This window comes from Marinibacterium profundimaris (assembly GCF_002210095.1).
GTDB classification, from domain to species: Bacteria; Pseudomonadota; Alphaproteobacteria; order Rhodobacterales; family Rhodobacteraceae; genus Marinibacterium; species Marinibacterium profundimaris.
This window is the reverse complement of sequence record NZ_AQQR01000001.1, coordinates 638,124-654,628: the sequence shown is the minus strand read 5'-3', so window position 1 is coordinate 654,628 and position 16,505 is coordinate 638,124. Positions and strand designations below refer to the sequence as shown.

Sequence of the window (16,505 nt, the reverse complement as noted above, 5' to 3'; positions counted from 1 at the left end):
GTCAGAGCTCCTTCCGGATATCGACGAAGCGCAGCATCACCGCTACCATGATCAGCACGGTGATCAGCAGCACGACCGCCGTGGCGGCGGCGCTTGGATAGGCCAGCAGCGCGATGTCGTTGGAGATCAGGCGCCCGACATTGGCGATCTGGCTGCCGGACATGAAGCGCACGGTGATGAAATCGCCCATCACCAGCGTCACGACGAAGATCGATCCGATCATCATGCCGGGCTTGCACAGCGGAATGATCACGTTGGTCAGGATCTGAAAGCCCGATGCGCCGGCGTCATAGGCCGCCTCGATCAGGGATTTGTCGATGCGCATCATGGTGTTGAAGATCGGAACCACCATGAAAAGCGTGTAAAGGTGCACGAAGGCCAGCGTCACCGAGAACTCGGAGTACAGCAGCCATTCCAGAGGCTCGGTGGTAAAGCCCAGATCCATCAGCGTCTGATTGGCGATGCCGTTGCGGCCCAGGAACGGGATCCACGAGATCATGCGGATGATGTTCGAGGTCCAGAACGGGATCGTGCACAACAGGAACAGCGCGATCTGCCAGGTCAGCGAGCGGATGTGGAAGGTCAGGTAATAGGCCACCGTGAAGCCCACCACCAAAGAGATGATCCAGGTCATGAAGGCGAATTTCAGTGTGGTGAGAAACACCTTGTAAGTCACTGAAGAGCCAAGAAGATAATCGTAATTGTCCCAGATGAAATCCGGGTAGATCGAAAACGAGGTCGAGCCCCAGAAGCTGACCGCGACGATCATCGCGATGGGGGCAAGCAGGAAGAAGGCCAGGACCAGCGTCACCGGCGTGGCAAGGGCCCAGCTGGTGAAGCCGTCGGACAATACCCGGCGGGCGAGGCTCGGCCTTGCGGTTGATGCCGCCCCCCCGGAAGGGGGGACGGCATCTTTCGCGACCGTATGGTCTGATGCGGTCATGTATGGATCACGATGCGATGAATTCGTTCCACTTGCGGACCATGTACTGGTTTTCGTCCATGACGGCGTTCCAGCACGCGACCGAGCCCATGCGGTCGTAGAACGACCCGCCGTCGCGCACGGCGCCGGCCTCTTCCATGGTGACACCCTGCGGGTTGACGATCGGCTCTTCGGCGGGCTTGCCTTCGAACCAGTAGCCCCATTCGTTGTCGGTCATGAACTCTTTCGAGGTCTCCGGAACGGCCGAGTAATAGCCCTGGCGCATCAGGAAGCCGCCGACCCAGCCGGACAGGTACCAGTTGAGGTATTCGTAGGCCGCTTCCAGCTCCAGCCCCGACAGCGCGGCCGACAGGCCAATGCCGCCGCCCCAGGAGCGATAGCCCTCTTCGAGCGGCTGGTAGACGCAGGGGATGCCCTGCGAGCGCACGGCGGTGATGGCCGGCGACCACATGGACTGGATCACGACCTCGCCCGAGGCCATCAGGTTGACGCTTTCGTCGAAGGTCTTCCAGAAGGCGCGGAACTGGCCGTTCTGCTTGGCTTCGGTGAAGATCGCGATGGTCTTGTCGATCTCCTCTCGGGTCATGTTGCCCTTGTCGCCGTACTGGATCTCGCCCATGGATTCGCAGACCATGGCCATGTCCATGATGCCGATCGACGACACGTCGAGGATCGAGGCCTTGCCGGCGAATTCGGGGTTCAGCAGTTCCGACCAGTTGTTGATCGGACGGCCGATCAGGTCGGGGCGGATGCCCAGCGTGTCGGCGTTGTAGATCGTGGGGATCAGGGTCATCCACTCGGTCGGGCTGTCGGCAAAGGCGGTGCCGTCCACGCTTTCGACAAAGCCCACGGTGTGGGGCGCGGTGCCCTGGGCGATCTCGGATTCCGGGGTCAGCTTGCCGTCCTTGAAGATGCCGACGATCTGGTCGTAATTGGCGATCTTGCTGACATCCATGGCTTGCAGGTTGCCGACCGGCCAGACCTTCTTGCACATCCAGTATTCGATGTCGGCGATGTCGAAGGAGCCGGGCTGCGTCGCGACGCGCTGCGCCACCGCATCGGAATCCAGCGCGGTCATTTCCAGCGTGAAGCCGAGATCTTCCTTCACCTTCTGCGCGATCTCGTTGAAGGCAGAAACGCCGGTGCCGGACTGGCGCAGGACGACGTCCTTGATGTTTTGCGCCCAGATCATCGGTGCGCCAAGGGTCGATGCGCCGGCGGCGGTCACCGTGGCGGCCGCGCCCTTCAGGACGGTGCGGCGGCTGGGGCCGGCTTTCTTGATGTCTTTCATTGGAAACTCCTCTGTTGGATTTTTTGTGGCCGTGGCCCGATCCCGGGGATCAGGCCGACAGCGGATGCAGGTCGTCCGAGGCCCAGCCGGCGCGGAAGGCGCCGCCGGGTTCGAGCGGCGCGGCATAGAAGGTCTCTTCTGGGACCATTGCCGTGATCGCGGTGTCGTCCGGCGCGGCCAGTTGCACGGCCACGTGGGTGCCCAGGAATTCCACCGAGGTCACGTTGGTGTCGATGCCCTCGGCACCGGGGGCCACCTGGCGAACACGGTCGGAGCGGATCGCATAGGGCTTTCCGGCCAGCGTGATCACGTTGTGCCCGCCAAGGAAGCGCGCGACGAACTCGGTCTCGGGCGCGTTGAACACCTCGCGGGCGGGGCCGGCCTGTTCGATGACGGCGTTGTTCATCACCACCACCTCGTCGGCCAGGGCCAGCGCCTCGTCCTGGCCGTGGGTGACATGGATGAAGGTGATCCCCAGTTCGCGCTGCAGCTTCTTCAGCTCGGCCCGCATGCGGATGCGCAGGAACGGGTCCAGCGCCGACAGCGGCTCGTCCAGCAGCAGAACCTGTGGGTCGGTAATCAGCGCCCGGGCCAGCGCGGCCCGCTGCTGCTGTCCGCCCGACAGCTGGGCCGGCAGGCGGTCGGCGAATGTGTCGAGACTGACCAGTTCCAGCATCTTGCGCGCCTTGGCGTGGCGCTCGGCCTTGTCGACATGTTTCATCTTCAGAGAGAAGGCGACGTTGTCCAGCACCGACATGTGCGGGAACAGCGCGTAGCTCTGGAACATCATCGCCGTGCCGCGCTTGGCGGGCGGCAGATGCGCGATGTCCTTGCCGTTCAGCAGGATGGCGCCGTCGCTGACGCTTTCATGCCCGGCGATCATTCGCAGGGTCGAGGATTTGCCGCAGCCCGAGGGGCCCAGCAGGCAGGCATAGGTGCCCTGGTGAAACAGGTGAGACACGGTATCGACGGCCACCACGTCTCCATAGCTCTTGGTCACCGACACCAGTTCAAGGTCGAGCGGATTGCGCACGTGTCATCCCCAATTCGTCTTTTCGTTCACGCCTGAAGCGCGTTCGGCAGGATCATGTGTTCCATCACCCCAGGGTTCCAAGCCTTCGCCAGCTTCGGGCCATCACACCAGAAAAAATGCTCAGAAAATATACTTAAGGATAGCGGCATTCTGATTTTTGAGCACTTAACGGGCAGCCGGCGTGTCATAAACGACCTGCGCAGGGCAGTTAGGCCCCGGTCGGTGGCAGAATCGTGCTCATGACATCAATTTGCGGGGACAGGCGCGATCTCGTTCTGCTCAAGTTCCGGGCGTCGCGCCCAAGCTTGGGGCACGGCGTCAGGATCGGGCGCGTCGCAAGCGGCGCGGCCGGGCGGTGTCGCTCGCGGTTCGTGCCGCGGTGCGATCTAGCTGCCCGCATTACGACAAGGCTCAGACCAGGGACGGGATTCATGAAAACCATCGGTGTCGACGTAGGCGGGACATTCACGGATCTCGTCTACTGCAACCTCGAAACCGGAGAGCTGGCGATTCACAAGGTCGCCACCACGCCCGACGACCCCTCGCGCGGGGTGATGCAGGGGGTGGGTGAGATCTGTGCGCAGAACGGGGTGGACCCGTCCGAGATCGCGCATGTGTTCCATGGCACCACCACGGCGACCAACGCGGCGCTGGAAGGCAAGGGCGCTGTCGCGGGCATGATCACCAACGACGGCTTCCGCGACATCATCCACATCGGCCGCCACCAGCGCCCGCAGCACTATTCGATCCAGCAGGACATTCCCTGGCAGGCGCGCCCGCTGGTGAAACGGCGCTTTCGCAAGACCGTCGGGGGGCGTCTCGCCCCGCCCAGCGGGCAGGAGCTGGAGCCGCTCGACGAGGCCGGCGTGCGCCAGGCCGCCGAAGAGCTGAAGGCCGAGGGCGTTGAGGCCGTGGCGATCTGCTTTCTCTTTTCCTACCTCAACCCGGCGCATGAGCTGCGCGCCAAGGAGATCGTCGAAGAGGTGATGCCCGACGCCTTCGTGACCACCTCGGCGCTGGTCTCGCCGCAATTCCGCGAATTCGAACGGTTCACCACGGCCTCGCTCGCCGCCTTCGTCGGGCCGAAGGTGAAGAAGTACATCGCAGACCTGGGCGATGCGCTGACCACGCTGGGCGTCAAGGGCGAGCTGCGGATCATGGCGTCGAACGGCGGTGCCTCGACGCCCGCCATGGTGTCGGAGAAACCGGCGCTGACGCTGCTCTCGGGCCTCGCCGCCGGCGTGCTGGGCGGCGGCTGGATCGGCGCGCAATGCGGGCGTGACCGGCTGATCACATTCGATATCGGCGGCACCTCGGCCGATATCGGCATCGTGGTGGACGGGCAGGTCGCCGAGGCCGATGCCCGCTCGACCGAGATCGCCGGCTTCCCGCTGCTGCAGCCGATGCTCGACATTCATACCATCGGGGCCGGGGGCGGCTCGATCGCGCATGTGGACCGGGGCGGCGCCTTTCGCGTGGGCCCGCAATCGGCGGGTGCCGTGCCGGGGCCGGCTTGTTATGGCCATGGCGGCACGGAGCCCACGGTGACCGATGCCAACCTTGTCCTTGGCCGGCTGGAGCCGGAGGACTTCCTTGGCGGCGCCATGGCGCTGGACGCGGAGGCGGCCGAACGTGCGGTGGCGGGCTTTGCCGAGACGATGGGGCTTTCCTTGCACGAGGCGGCCGAAGGCATCCTGACCATCGTCAATGCCAACATGGCCAACGCGATCCGCTCGCGCACGGTGCAGAAGGGCATCGACCCGCGCGGCTTCGCCCTGGTGGCGATGGGCGGGGCCGGGCCGCTGTCGGGCGCCGAGGTGGCGAAGATGCTGTCGATCCCCGAGGTGCTGGTGCCGCCCTATCCGGGCATCACCTCGGCCATGGGGCTGCTGACCACCGATCTGAAATACGACGCGATCCGGACGCAGTTCCAGGTGTCGACCGGGTTCGACGCCGACCGGCTGGGCCGCGATCTTGACGCGATGTTCGAGGATCTGACCGAGCGTTTCGACGCCGATGACGTTCCGGCCGAAAGCCGTGCGTTCCAGCGGCTGGGCGATCTGCGATACGTGGGCCAGGGCTATGAACTGCGTGTGCCACTGGGCGACGGGCCGGTGGACGAGGCGATGCTGGCGCAGTTCTGGGCGGATTTCCACGCCGCCCATGCGCGCGAATACGGCCATGCCTTCACCGACAGCCCGATCGAGCTGGTCAACATCCGGCTGGTCGGCACCGCCTCTCTGCCCAAGCTCGAACGCCTCTCCGCGCCCGAAGGCGGATCGCTGGAGGCGGCGCTGGTGCGGCGCAAGCCCTCGGTCTTTCGTACCGATGCGGGGCTGGAGACCTTCGATACCCCCGTCTACCGCCGGGTGAAGCTGCCCGTGGGCACGCCCTTCGACGGGCCCGCGATCCTGCTGCAGACCGACAGCACCACCGTTGTCCCGCCGGGGGCCGAGGCCGAAATTCATACCTCAGGCAGCATCCTGATCCGGCTGAAAGATATCTCGGGAGAAACAGAATGACAAAATCCGTCGATCCTGTCACGGCCGCCGTCATCCAGGGCGCGCTGGAAAACATCGCGGTCGAGATGGGGCACAAGCTGATGCGCATGTCCTATTCCTCGATCATTCGCGAATCCGAGGATTTCGGCGCGGCGCTGACCGATGCCGAAGGGCGGCAGATGTGCGAATGCAAGATGTCCACGCCGCTGCAATCGGGGCCGATCCCGGGCTATATCTCGAACATCCTGAAGGTGATGGCCGCGCGTGGAGAGACCATCCGCGAGGGTGACGTGATCATGCACAACGACCCCTATGGGGGCGCGTCGCACGGGCCCGACGTGGCCTTTTGCATCCCCGTCTTTCACGACGGCCACCTGATCGGCTGGTCGGCCACCACGGCGCATCACCTGGACATCGGCGCGCTGACGCCCGGCTCCTGCGGGATCGTGGATGCGGTGGATACCTATGCCGAGGGGCTGCAGTTCAAGGCGATCAAGGTCTTCGATCAAGGGCGCCGTGTCGATGCCGTCTGGCACATCCTGCGCGGCAACATCCGCGCCGCCGACATGGTCGTGGGTGACATGGAGGCACAGATCGAGGCCGGGCGCATTGGCGCCGCGCGGTTCCTGGCCCTGGTCGAGGCCCATGGCCACGATACCGTGGTCGCGGCCTTCGAGGACCTGATGGATTACTCGGAAAAGCTTATGCGCCAGGCGATCTCGGACCTGCCGGACGGCGATTACCGGGCCGAGACGAAGATCGACGGCTATCTCGACGATCCCACCGGCACCCGGATGGAACTGCCGATCGTGGCCACCGTCAAGGTGCGCGGGGACAGGTTGATCGTGGATCTGGAGGGCACCGCGCCGCAGGTCGATGACAAGCCGATCAACATGCCGCTGGTGGGCACCGTGGACTGCGCGATCTGGCTGACGATCCGGTCGATCCTGCTGGACAGTGCGCTTTATGGCGAAATCCCGCAGAACGCTGGCCTGACGCGCCCGATCGAGATCGTGGCGCCCGAGGGTTCGCTTGCCAACCCGACCTTCCCGGCGCCGGTGATCGCGCGTTTCTGCCCCGGCAACCAGCTGGCCGACACGGTGATGAAGGCCTTGGCGCAGGTGGTGCCCGAAAAGGTGTCGGCCGGGATCGGCAACCTGCGTGTCGTCGCGGTCTCGGGCATGAAAGAGGGCCAGCACTGGGTGCATATGGAGATCATGGAAGGCGCCTACGGCGGGCGCCATGGCAAGGACGGGATGGACGCGGTGGACACGCTTTACGCCAACACCCGCAACAACCCGATCGAGGATATCGAAAGCCATATCCCCGTGCGCGTCGAGGCCTACGAGCTGCGCGAGAACCGCATGGCCGCGGGCGAGTATCGCGGCGGGCTGGGGGCGACCCGGGTGTTCCGGTTCCTCGAGGATGCAGGGATCTCGATCGAGGGCGAGGGGCATCGCTTCAAACCCTGGGGCTTCGCGGGCGGGGCCGACGGCGAGGTTGCCGCGCTGACGCTGGATCCCGAGCAGGGCGAGGACGTGTCGCTGCCGTCGAAACTGCCCTACCGCAGGGTCAAGGCCGGGGATTCGCTGATCGCGCAGGGGCCCTGCGGCGGCGGCTATGGCGATCCGCTGAAACGCGATCCGGCATTGGTGCTGGAGGACGTGCTGGACGAGCTTCTGACGCCCGAGACCGCAAAGGCGGATTACGGCGTGGTGATCGCGGGCGGTGCCTTGGATGCCGCGGCGACCGAGGCCGAACGCGCGGGCCGCGAGGGCTGAACCCGGACGTCGGGCAGGGCGGTGGGTCAGGACCCGCTGCCCTTGCCGCCCTGACCGCGCACCAATGCCGTGGTGCGACGGTGGCTCAGACCTTCATGATCAGCTTGCCGGCGGTCTGGCGCGAGGCCAGCGCGTCGAACATCGCGGCGGCCTCTTCCATCGGATAGATCCCCTCGATCGGCACCTTGATGTCGCCCGCGACGATGCCGCTGACCACCGCGTCCACGCCGCGGGCCCAGCTTTCCGTGGAATGGTCCAGGTGGCCCAGGTGCATCCGCGTGAAGGTCAGCGACTTGCGCACCAGCCGTTCCCACAGGTTGTCCCAAGGCTTGCCCTCGGCCTCGCCATAGCTGACCACGTGGCCCAGCGGGCGGATCGCGTCGAAGCTGCGGTCGAGGATCGAGGCGCCGGTGCTGTCGATCACCTTGTCCACGCCGCGCCCGCCGGTCGCCTCGAGCGCCACGGCGACGAAATCCTGCTCGTCCCGGTTCACCACGATATCCGCACCGTAGTCCAGCGCGCGCGTCTCCTTGCCCCTGGTGCCCACGGTGCCGATCACCGTCGCACCGGCCATCTTGGCGATCTGGGTCAGGTAAAGGCCCACGCCGCCGCCGATCGCGTGGATCAGCAGCGTCTCGCCCGGCTGGGTGTCGGCCACCCCGTGCAGCAGGTTCCAGGCGGTCACGCCCTGGATCGGATAGGCAGCGCCGGTCTCGAAGGACATGCCGTCGGGCAGGGGCATCAGCCAGTCGCGCGGCACCACGCAGACCTCGGCAAAGCCGCCGGCCTCCTCGACAAAGGTCGACACGCGGTCGCCGGGCGCCACGCCGGTGACGCCTTCGCCGATGGCGCGGACGGTGCCTGACGCCTCCAGCCCCGGCACCAGCGGGTAGCCCTTGGGATGCGGGTAGATCCCGGTCTTCATCATGAGGTCGGCATAGTTCAGCCCGGCATAGGCCACGTCGACCGAAACCTGGCCCGGACCCGGCTCGGGGATGGGCAGGTCGGTGAGGATCATGCTCTCGGGCGCCCCGTCGGGCTTGAGGAACTGAACCGCTTTCATGGGGGTCTCCTGTCGTCTGGTTCCGCCCGGCGCCTGGCCGGACGGCGCCAGACTAGGACCCTTGCGACCGGGCGACAGCCCGCATGTGACTTTCGTGCTCCGAACACCGCCGGCCCCGCGCCCGCTGCCCGTTTCGGCAGCGAGACGGGCTGTCAGGCCCGGCGAGCGGCGCCTGAGACATCCGGCCTTCAGTCCGCCTCGATCCGAAGCGGCGGGTCGGCGCGGCCGACAACCCCCGGATCGGCCTCGTAAAGCAGCCCCTGCGCCGCATCCGGATCGCTGATCCCCTGGCAGGCGGTGGTGACATAGAGACGGTCCAGCCCAGGGCCGGCAAAGACCGGGCAGCTTGAATGCTGCCCGCCCACGGCGATCGCCCGGTCGAATGTCCCGTCCGGCAGGTAGCGCGCCACCCGCGCCGCGCCCCATTGCGCGTTCCAGAGCGCGCCGTCCTCATCCGTGACCGCGCCATCCGGGCGCAGGCCTTCGGTGCGCAGGTCGGCAAACACCTCCGGCTCGCCCTCGGGCCAGCCTTCGGCATCCAGCGCCTGGGCCATGATGATCCCCGTCGGTGTATCGGCCCAGTAGCCGCGCCGCCCGTCGGGCGAGAAGCAGATCGCGTTGGGGATCGACACCGCGTCATAAAGCGTGCGCAGCTCGCCCCGGTAGAGGCGGTAGATCGCGCCGGCCTGCGGCTCGGCCGCCTTGCCCATGGTCCCGATCCAGAACCCGCCCATCGGGTCGGTGCGTCCGTCGTTCGAGCGTGTCTCGGGCCGGTCGGCCTCCAGCGGCAGAATCAGCTCGCGCCTGCCGTCGGCCAGCGCGAAGCGGTAAAGCCCCGTTTCCGTCGCGATCAGCAGGTGATCCCGGTCGAACCAGCCGGCGGCCGAGGCGCATTCGCCCATCGGCCATTCCCGCGGCGCGCCGTCCTCGACCGACAGCAGCCGGTGGCCGGTGATATCGAACCAGAACAGCTGATCCCGCTCGGGATGCCAGAACAGCCCTTCGCCCAGCTGGCAGACACGGGGGTCGGCAACCTGTGCCCCAGTGCTTTCTGAAGTGTTTTCTGCGGTCATGTCAGTGCCTCCTCGATCCCGGTGGTGGCCTTGTCATAGGCCGCAACCAGCCGCTCTGCGCGGCTGGCGACGGTGGCGGCGCTGTCGCCGGGCTTGTAGAGCGCGCTGCCGATGCCGAAGCCGCTGGCGCCCGCATCGATCCATTCGGCCAGGTTCTCCGCCCCGGCACCGCCCACGGCCAGCACCTCGGTGCCCACCGGCAGCACGGCGCGGATCGCCTTCAGCCCCTCGGGGCCGATCAGCGAGCCGGGAAAGATCTTCAGCCCGTCGGCCCCGGCGCGCAGGGCGGCGAAACACTCGGTGGGCGTCATCACCCCGGGATAGGACAGCATCTCGGCGGCCTTGGTCGCGGCGATGACGTCGGGGTTGCAATCGGGCGAGACGACAAGCCTGCCGCCGGCGGCTTTGGTTGCGGCCACGTCGGCGGGGCTTAGCACCGTGCCGGCCCCGATCAGGGCCCTGTCGCCATGGGCCAGGGCCAGCCGTTCGATCGAGACCATCGGATCCGGCGAATTCAGCGGCACCTCGATCTTGGTGATGCCGGCGCCGATCAGCGCCTCGGCCACGGCGGTGACCTCGTCGGGCTGCACGCCTCTCAGGATGGCGACGATATTGCGCATGAACTCCCCCTCGTGTTGTCCACCTGCGTCAGGCTTAGCGCGGGGGCGCATGCGGTACAAATCTGAAAACCGGGCCGTGACATGCCGGCCCGGACATGTCGCCGGAACCCGTCGGGGGGCTCCCGGCGCCGCCTAGCCGCGCGAGATGACGATCAGCATGCCCAGGCAGACAGGCGTCAGCACCACCATGGGCAGGTAGACGGCGACCACGCCGAAGCTCATGATCGCCATGATCCAGGCGGCCAGAAGCCCACCCAGCGCGTAATAGAGGTTCTCGGGATGGCCGAAGGCCACGTCCCTTGCGATCCAGCCAAGCAGCGGGATGGCGAAGAACAGGCGGGCGTACCAGGGAAGGGCGGGGGGGATCGGTGTCAGAATGCTCATGCCGCCTAGATACGTCCGGCGCCGGCGGATACGCCGTGGCGGGGTGTCGCGCTCACGGCGCGGTGAGCGCGGGACGTCGCCCGTTTCCGGTCGCCGCGGCCGGCGCAGGATTTGGGCAGGGGCACGGGCAGATGCGCCGCGGACCGGGCCCTCACCCGATCCGCGGCTTTCGACCTGGTCTCCCTCAGGTCGCCCGCGCCGGACGGCCGGGCCTCTCCCCGACCGGACCGCCCTGTGCGGGATCCGTGACAGCGCGGCTCAGATCGCCGCGCTGAAACTCTGTTCCGCCGGCCGCGTTTCGCCCAGGCGGGCGGCAAAGATCCGCACCAATGGCCGCGCCCAGGGCTCGATCGTCAGCATCTGCCCGTCGAAGCGCATTGCGTCGGGGTATTGCTCCACGAGGGCCTCCAGCCATCCGCGCACCTCGGACCGGCGCAGCATCTGATCGTCCAGCCGGATCGCGTGATAGCACATCAGCTGCTGGATCGCCTCGGCGCGGGCCTTGTCCTCGGCCGTCAGGGTGATGCCGCGCGCGGTCGCGGACCGGCCCGATACGATGGCCGCCTGGTAGAGCGCCGTCGCCGGCTGGTTCTGCGCGTAGCCCTGCGGGAAGCGCGAGATCGACGAGGCGCCAAGCCCGATCAGGTAGGGCACGCGGTCCTCGGTATAGCCCTGGAAGTTCCGCGCCAGCCGCCGTTCGACCAGCGCGCGGGCCAGCCCGTCGCCGGGGCGGGCGAAATGGTCGATGCCGATCTGGGCATAGCCGTCGGCCACCAGCCGCTTGCGCGCGGTCTCGAACAGCTCATAGCGCGTCTCGGGCCCCGGCAGCGCATCGACCGGGATCACCATCTGGCGCTTCGACATCCAGGGCACATGGGCATAGCCGTAAAGCGCAAGGCGGCCCGGTGCCATGTCCCGCACCCGGTCCAGCGTGCGCAGCAGGCTGTCCTCGGTCTGGAAGGGCAGGCCGTAGAGCAGGTCGACATTCAGATCCTCGACCCCAAGCTCGCGCAGCATCGAGACGGCCGCGTCTGTCTCGTCCACGCTCTGGATCCGGCCGATGGCCTCCTGCACCTTCGGATCGAAATCCTGCACCCCGAGGCTGGCGCGGTTCAGACCGAAGCGGGCCAGCACCTCGAGCCGGGGGCGGTCGATCTCCACCGGGTCGATCTCGACCGAGAATTCGTCGCGCTCCGACAGGCCGAACCGGTCGTCCAGCGCGCCCAGCAGACGCTCCATCAGGTGGGGCGGCAGGATCGTCGGCGTGCCGCCGCCAAGGTGCAGCCGCGCCACGCGCAGATCGCGCGGCAACTGGTCGCGGACCATGGCAATTTCCGCCAGCAGGGTCTCGACATAGCGGGCCAGCGGGCCGTCGGTCTTGGTCCCCTGGGTGCGGCAGGCACAGAACCAGCACAACCGCCGGCAGAAGGGGATATGGACATATAGAGAGATGTCTGCGCCCGAGGGCACCGACGAGAGCCACGGCCCGGCCACATCGCCCGAGACTGTCTCGGAGAAACGATTGGCCGGAGGATAGCTTGTAAAACGCGGAACTTTCGCGTTAAAAAGGCCGTAACGGCGCAGGCGGGGATACAGGTCGGTCATGAGCAGACCCTAGCTCCGGCGCGCAGGATCGCATTGATACAGATCAACCCGGACACGACCCCCACATGGCCATCGCATCTGCCGCTCTTCCCGAATGTTCGGATTGCCCGATCCGGCACAGGGCGGTCTGTGCGCGCTGCGAACCCGAAGAGCTGGACGCGCTGTCCCGGATCAAGTTCTACAAGACTTACGCCGCTGGCCAGACCATCGCGATCCGGGGCGAACCTCTGGAAACCGTTGCCTCCATCGTGAAGGGCACGGCCACGCTGACCCGCTCGATCGAGGACGGGCGCACGCAGCTTGTCGGCCTGCTTCTGCCGTCGGATTTCATCGGCCGCCCGGGCCGGTCCGAAGCGCAGTACGACGTGACCGCGGTGACCGAGCTGACGTTGTGCTGTTTCCACCGCAGGCCGTTCGAGGAGCTGCTGGAGGACATGCCGCATGTCCGCGAGCGGCTGCTTGAGATGGCGCTGGACGAGCTTGACGCGGCGCGTGACTGGATGCTGCTGCTGGGCCGCAAGACGGCCCGCGAGCGGATCTCGAGCCTGCTGGCGCTGATCGTGAAACGGTCGATCAGGCCCGATGGCGGGATCCTCGGCGACAAGGGCCGGGTGGAGTTGCCGATCACGCGCGAGACGATGGCAAATTACCTCGGCCTCACGATCGAAACGGTGAGCCGCCAGCTGACGAAGCTGCGCAAGGATGGAATCATCCAGCTCGAGGGCAAGCGCACCATCCTGATCCCGGATTTCGGCGCATTGCTGGCCGAGACGGGCGACGACGACGACGGTGGCATGATCTTCTGATCCGGCCCTGTTCTGCCGTATGGCGCCGATGGGTGGCCGGAGGCGGGGCTCCTTGCATAGTCCTTAACTTCATAAACCTGCGGAGTCGTGCAGGCGCCGGGACGCCTGCACACGGCGCATCCGCCGGGGTCAGTCCAGCGGCGGCCCGGTGAATGACATGTTGTGGCGCTTGGCGCTCTCTTCGATGGCCGGCATGTCGGCCGGAATGGCAAAGGCGCCGCTGGCCATGTCGTGGAAGAACCCTTCGAATCCCCCCGGCGTCAGGATGATCAGGTGGCGCGAGGGCTCGTTGCCCACGACCTTGAACGTGTGTTCCTTGCCGCGTGGGATGAAGACCGTCTCGCCGGTGCCGGCCACGGTTTCCGTCCCCTCCAGCCAGAAGCGGCACTGTCCGCTGAGCATCACGAAGATCTCGTCCTCGGCATGGTGAACATGCCGCGGCGGGCCGCTGTCGGGGGGCGAGAGGCTGTCGACGATCGACATCCCCGCGCCGGTCGCGGCCGGATCGAGGATCGTCTTGTAGAACGTCCCCAGCCATTCCACGGTGTCGTTTGTCTTGGTGAATTCGCTCATGGCGATCTCCCTGGATAACGCTTGCGCTTCTGGTTCAACGGCACCGATGCTACGGCGCGGGTCGCGGTCGTACAAAGAAGATTTCATGCTGCAAGTGCATGATATCCCAAAATTTCCGGGCTGCCGTGTCCTGCGGGACGCGCCCGTCCGGACAGGCGCGCCGGGCCAGGCGGCGGGCCCGCGCCTCCTGCGACCCCTTGGCGCGCCGCGGACATCGTGACGCGCAGGGAGGTGCCGCGACGCTGTCGCATCTGCTAAGGTTCATGGGAGCTTCTTGATGTAAATCAAGGAGGGGCAAGGCCGAAGACTGCATGACGGCGTGGAGAATTCGTGCACGGGGTGTGTGACGCCCGTGCGCCCGAGCTATGGGAAAAGCTATGTGGGAAGTACTTAAGATCGTCCTGTCAGGGGTGGTCGCCCTGTTGGCGGCCATCGCTGCCAACTGGGCCCATGACCTGGCCTACCAGGTGCATGCATTGCTGGTGATGCTCATCGCCGGCGGCCTGTGTCTTTATCATATCCGCCACGCCGGCGAGCCGAAGGCCGATTACGGCGCGGCCCCAGCCGACGGCTACATGGACGATGTCGTCCGTGCCGGGGTGATCGCCACCACCTTCTGGGGTGTCGTGGGCTTCCTCGCCGGTGTCTTCATCGCCCTTCAGCTGGCCTTTCCCGAGCTGAATTTCGACTGGGGGCAGCCCTATACCAACTTCGGCCGTCTGCGCCCGCTGCACACCAGCGCGGTGATCTTCGCCTTTGGCGGCAACGCGCTGATCATGTCGTCCTTCTACATCGTGCAACGCACGAGCGGAGCGCGGCTTTTCGGCGGTAACCTGGGCTGGTTCGTCTTCTGGGGCTATCAGCTGTTCATCGTGCTGGCCGCCACCGGCTACCTGCTGGGCGCCACGCAATCCAAGGAATACGCCGAACCGGAATGGTACGTCGATATCTGGCTGACCATCGTCTGGGTGGCCTTCCTTGTGGCCTTCCTGGGCACCATCGTGCGCCGCAAGGAAAAGCACATCTACGTCGCGAACTGGTTCCTGCTGAGCTTCATCATCACCGTCGCGATGCTGCACCTGGTCAACAACCTGTCGATCCCGGTGTCGATCTTCGGATCCAAGTCGGTGCAGGTCTTTGCCGGCGTGCAGGACGCGATGACGCAATGGTGGTACGGCCACAACGCCGTGGGCTTCTTCCTGACCGCGGGCTTCCTGGGCATGATGTACTACTTCGTGCCGAAACAGGCCGAACGCCCGGTCTACAGCTACAAGCTGTCGATCATCCACTTCTGGGCTCTGATCTTCCTTTACATCTGGGCCGGTCCGCACCACCTGCATTACACCGCGCTGCCTGACTGGGCCTCGACCCTGGGCATGGTGTTCTCGATCATCCTGTGGATGCCTTCGTGGGGTGGCATGATCAACGGCCTGATGACCCTGCAGGGCGCCTGGGACAAGCTGCGCACCGACCCGATCATGCGGATGCTGGTGATCTCGCTTGCCTTCTACGGCATGTCGACCTTCGAAGGCCCGATGATGTCGATCCGCGCGGTCAATTCGCTGTCGCACTACACCGACTGGACCATCGGTCACGTCCACTCCGGCGCGCTTGGCTGGAACGGCATGATCACCTTCGGCGCGCTCTACTTCCTTACGCCGCGCCTGTGGGGCCGCGAGGCGATGTATTCGACCTCGGCCATCAACTGGCACTTCTGGCTCGCCACCATTGGCATCGTGCTTTACGCCGCGTCGATGTGGGTCACCGGTATCATGGAAGGCCTGATGTGGCGCGAAGTCGATGCCCAGGGCTTCCTGGTCAACTCCTTCGCCGACACCGTTGACGCGAAATTCCCGATGTACGTCGTCCGTGCGCTTGGCGGCATCCTGTACCTGTCGGGTGGCCTGATCATGGTGTGGAACATCTGGATGACGATCCGTGGCAAGGCGCCGGCCAAGTCCGCCGTCGCAACCCCGGCCGAGTGAGGACAAGTCATGGCTGAGAACGAAAACGACAAGATCCCGAGCCCCGACGAAGACCCCAAGGTGAGCCAGCTCAAGGATTTCCCCGAGGAAATCCCCAACGAACTGCCCCACCATTCGGCCTTCATCAACAAGCACGCGATCCTCGAAAAGAGCCCGACGCTGCTTTTCATCTTCTCCTTCCTCGTGGTCACCGTCGGTGGCATCGTCGAGATCGCGCCGCTGTTCTGGCTCGAGAACACGATCGAGGAAGTGGAAGGGGTGCGGCCCTATTCCCCGCTCGAGCTGAAGGGCCGTGACATCTATGTGCGCGAAGGCTGCTATGTCTGCCACAGCCAGATGATCCGGCCGATGCGCGACGAGGTGGAACGCTACGGGCATTACTCGCTGGCGGCGGAGTCGATGTACGACCACCCGTTCCAGTGGGGGTCCAAGCGGACCGGGCCGGACCTGGCGCGCGTGGGCGGGCGGTATTCCGACGCCTGGCATGTCGATCACCTGGTCGATCCGCAATCGGTGGTGCCCGAAAGCGTGATGCCGAAATACGGCTTCCTGCTGGACACCCCGCTGGAGTTCGCCCGGGTCGAGGACCTGATGCGCACGCATGCGATGGTCGGCGTGCCCTATACCGACGAGATGCTGGAGAACGCCCAGTCCGACCTGCTGGCGCAGGCCGATCCCAACCGCGATTACGACGGGATGCTCGAACGCTACCCGGGCGCGGCGGTGTCGAACTTCGACAGCCAGCCGGGCGTAAGCGAGATGGACGCGCTGATCGCCTATCTCCAGGTGCTGGGCACGATGGTCGATTTCTCGACCTTCACCGTGGACGAGAGCCGATAGGGGGGAA

14 protein-coding genes are annotated in these 16,505 nt (G+C 65.9%); 5 read left to right on the top strand and 9 right to left on the bottom strand.

Annotated features, from left to right (window positions below):
* Position 1 precedes the first annotated feature (1 nt).
* From ATO3_RS03165 to ATO3_RS03155, 3 genes are all read right to left on the bottom strand, one after another.
* Positions 2-850 (bottom strand): ABC transporter permease, encoded by an 849-nt coding sequence (locus ATO3_RS03165; RefSeq protein ID WP_088648326.1) that lies wholly within the window; start codon positions 848-850, stop codon positions 2-4.
* A gap of 100 nt (positions 851-950) precedes the next feature.
* Entirely contained in the window at positions 951-2,225 is a 1,275-nt protein-coding gene (locus tag ATO3_RS03160) for an ABC transporter substrate-binding protein (RefSeq protein WP_088648711.1), read from the bottom strand.
* A 58-nt stretch (positions 2,226-2,283) separates the two neighbouring features.
* A complete protein-coding gene (locus ATO3_RS03155) occupies positions 2,284-3,267 on the bottom strand; it encodes an ABC transporter ATP-binding protein (protein WP_088648325.1) in 984 nt (327 codons plus the stop codon).
* 431 nt (positions 3,268-3,698) lie between these two features.
* Here ATO3_RS03155 and ATO3_RS03150 point away from each other — a divergent pair, with 431 nt between their 5' ends.
* Positions 3,699-5,789: a hydantoinase/oxoprolinase family protein gene (locus tag ATO3_RS03150; RefSeq protein ID WP_088648324.1), complete on the top strand. Its 2,091-nt coding sequence runs from the start codon at positions 3,699-3,701 to the stop codon at positions 5,787-5,789.
* Complete coding sequence (locus ATO3_RS03145; protein ID WP_088648323.1) at positions 5,786-7,549, top strand: hydantoinase B/oxoprolinase family protein; 1,764 nt, start codon at positions 5,786-5,788, stop codon at positions 7,547-7,549. Before ATO3_RS03150 ends, ATO3_RS03145 begins: the two co-directional genes overlap by 4 nt.
* 85 nt (positions 7,550-7,634) lie before the next feature.
* On the opposite strand, the gene ATO3_RS03140 is transcribed toward ATO3_RS03145, so the two are convergent.
* The 5 genes from ATO3_RS03140 to hemN all read right to left on the bottom strand — a co-directional run bounded on the left by ATO3_RS03140 (position 7,635) and on the right by hemN (position 12,294).
* Positions 7,635-8,612: a quinone oxidoreductase family protein gene (locus ATO3_RS03140; RefSeq protein WP_088648322.1), complete on the bottom strand. Its 978-nt coding sequence runs from the start codon at positions 8,610-8,612 to the stop codon at positions 7,635-7,637.
* A gap of 188 nt (positions 8,613-8,800) precedes the next feature.
* On the bottom strand, positions 8,801-9,685 hold the full coding sequence (locus ATO3_RS03135; protein WP_088648321.1) for an SMP-30/gluconolactonase/LRE family protein: 885 nt from the start codon (positions 9,683-9,685) through the stop codon (positions 8,801-8,803).
* Positions 9,682-10,305 carry a 2-dehydro-3-deoxy-6-phosphogalactonate aldolase gene (locus tag ATO3_RS03130; protein ID WP_088648320.1) on the bottom strand — a complete coding sequence of 208 codons (624 nt, stop codon included), beginning with the start codon at positions 10,303-10,305 and terminating at the stop codon, positions 9,682-9,684. The genes ATO3_RS03135 and ATO3_RS03130 overlap by 4 nt, the downstream gene beginning before the upstream one ends.
* Positions 10,306-10,437: 132 nt before the next feature.
* On the bottom strand, positions 10,438-10,689 hold the full coding sequence (locus tag ATO3_RS03125; RefSeq protein WP_088648319.1) for a hypothetical protein: 252 nt from the start codon (positions 10,687-10,689) through the stop codon (positions 10,438-10,440).
* A 258-nt stretch (positions 10,690-10,947) separates the two neighbouring features.
* Positions 10,948-12,294 (bottom strand): oxygen-independent coproporphyrinogen III oxidase, encoded by a 1,347-nt coding sequence (hemN, locus tag ATO3_RS03120; RefSeq protein WP_088648318.1) that lies wholly within the window; start codon positions 12,292-12,294, stop codon positions 10,948-10,950.
* A 65-nt stretch (positions 12,295-12,359) separates the two neighbouring features.
* Here hemN and fnrL point away from each other — a divergent pair, with 65 nt between their 5' ends.
* Positions 12,360-13,100, top strand: a complete 741-nt coding sequence (gene fnrL / locus ATO3_RS03115) for a transcriptional regulator FnrL (RefSeq protein ID WP_088648317.1) — start codon at positions 12,360-12,362, stop codon at positions 13,098-13,100.
* A 129-nt stretch (positions 13,101-13,229) separates the two neighbouring features.
* Here the strand turns inward: fnrL and ATO3_RS03110 are convergent, their stop codons facing one another.
* A complete protein-coding gene (locus tag ATO3_RS03110) occupies positions 13,230-13,673 on the bottom strand; it encodes a cupin domain-containing protein (protein ID WP_088648316.1) in 444 nt (147 codons plus the stop codon).
* 377 nt (positions 13,674-14,050) lie between these two features.
* Between ATO3_RS03110 and ccoN the strand changes: the two genes are divergently transcribed.
* Both ccoN and ccoO read left to right on the top strand, forming a co-directional pair.
* Complete coding sequence (gene ccoN / locus ATO3_RS03105; protein WP_088648315.1) at positions 14,051-15,658, top strand: cytochrome-c oxidase, cbb3-type subunit I; 1,608 nt, start codon at positions 14,051-14,053, stop codon at positions 15,656-15,658.
* 9 nt (positions 15,659-15,667) lie between these two features.
* Entirely contained in the window at positions 15,668-16,498 is an 831-nt protein-coding gene (ccoO, locus tag ATO3_RS03100; RefSeq protein ID WP_088648314.1) for a cytochrome-c oxidase, cbb3-type subunit II, read from the top strand.
* The last annotated feature ends 7 nt before the right edge of the window (positions 16,499-16,505 follow it).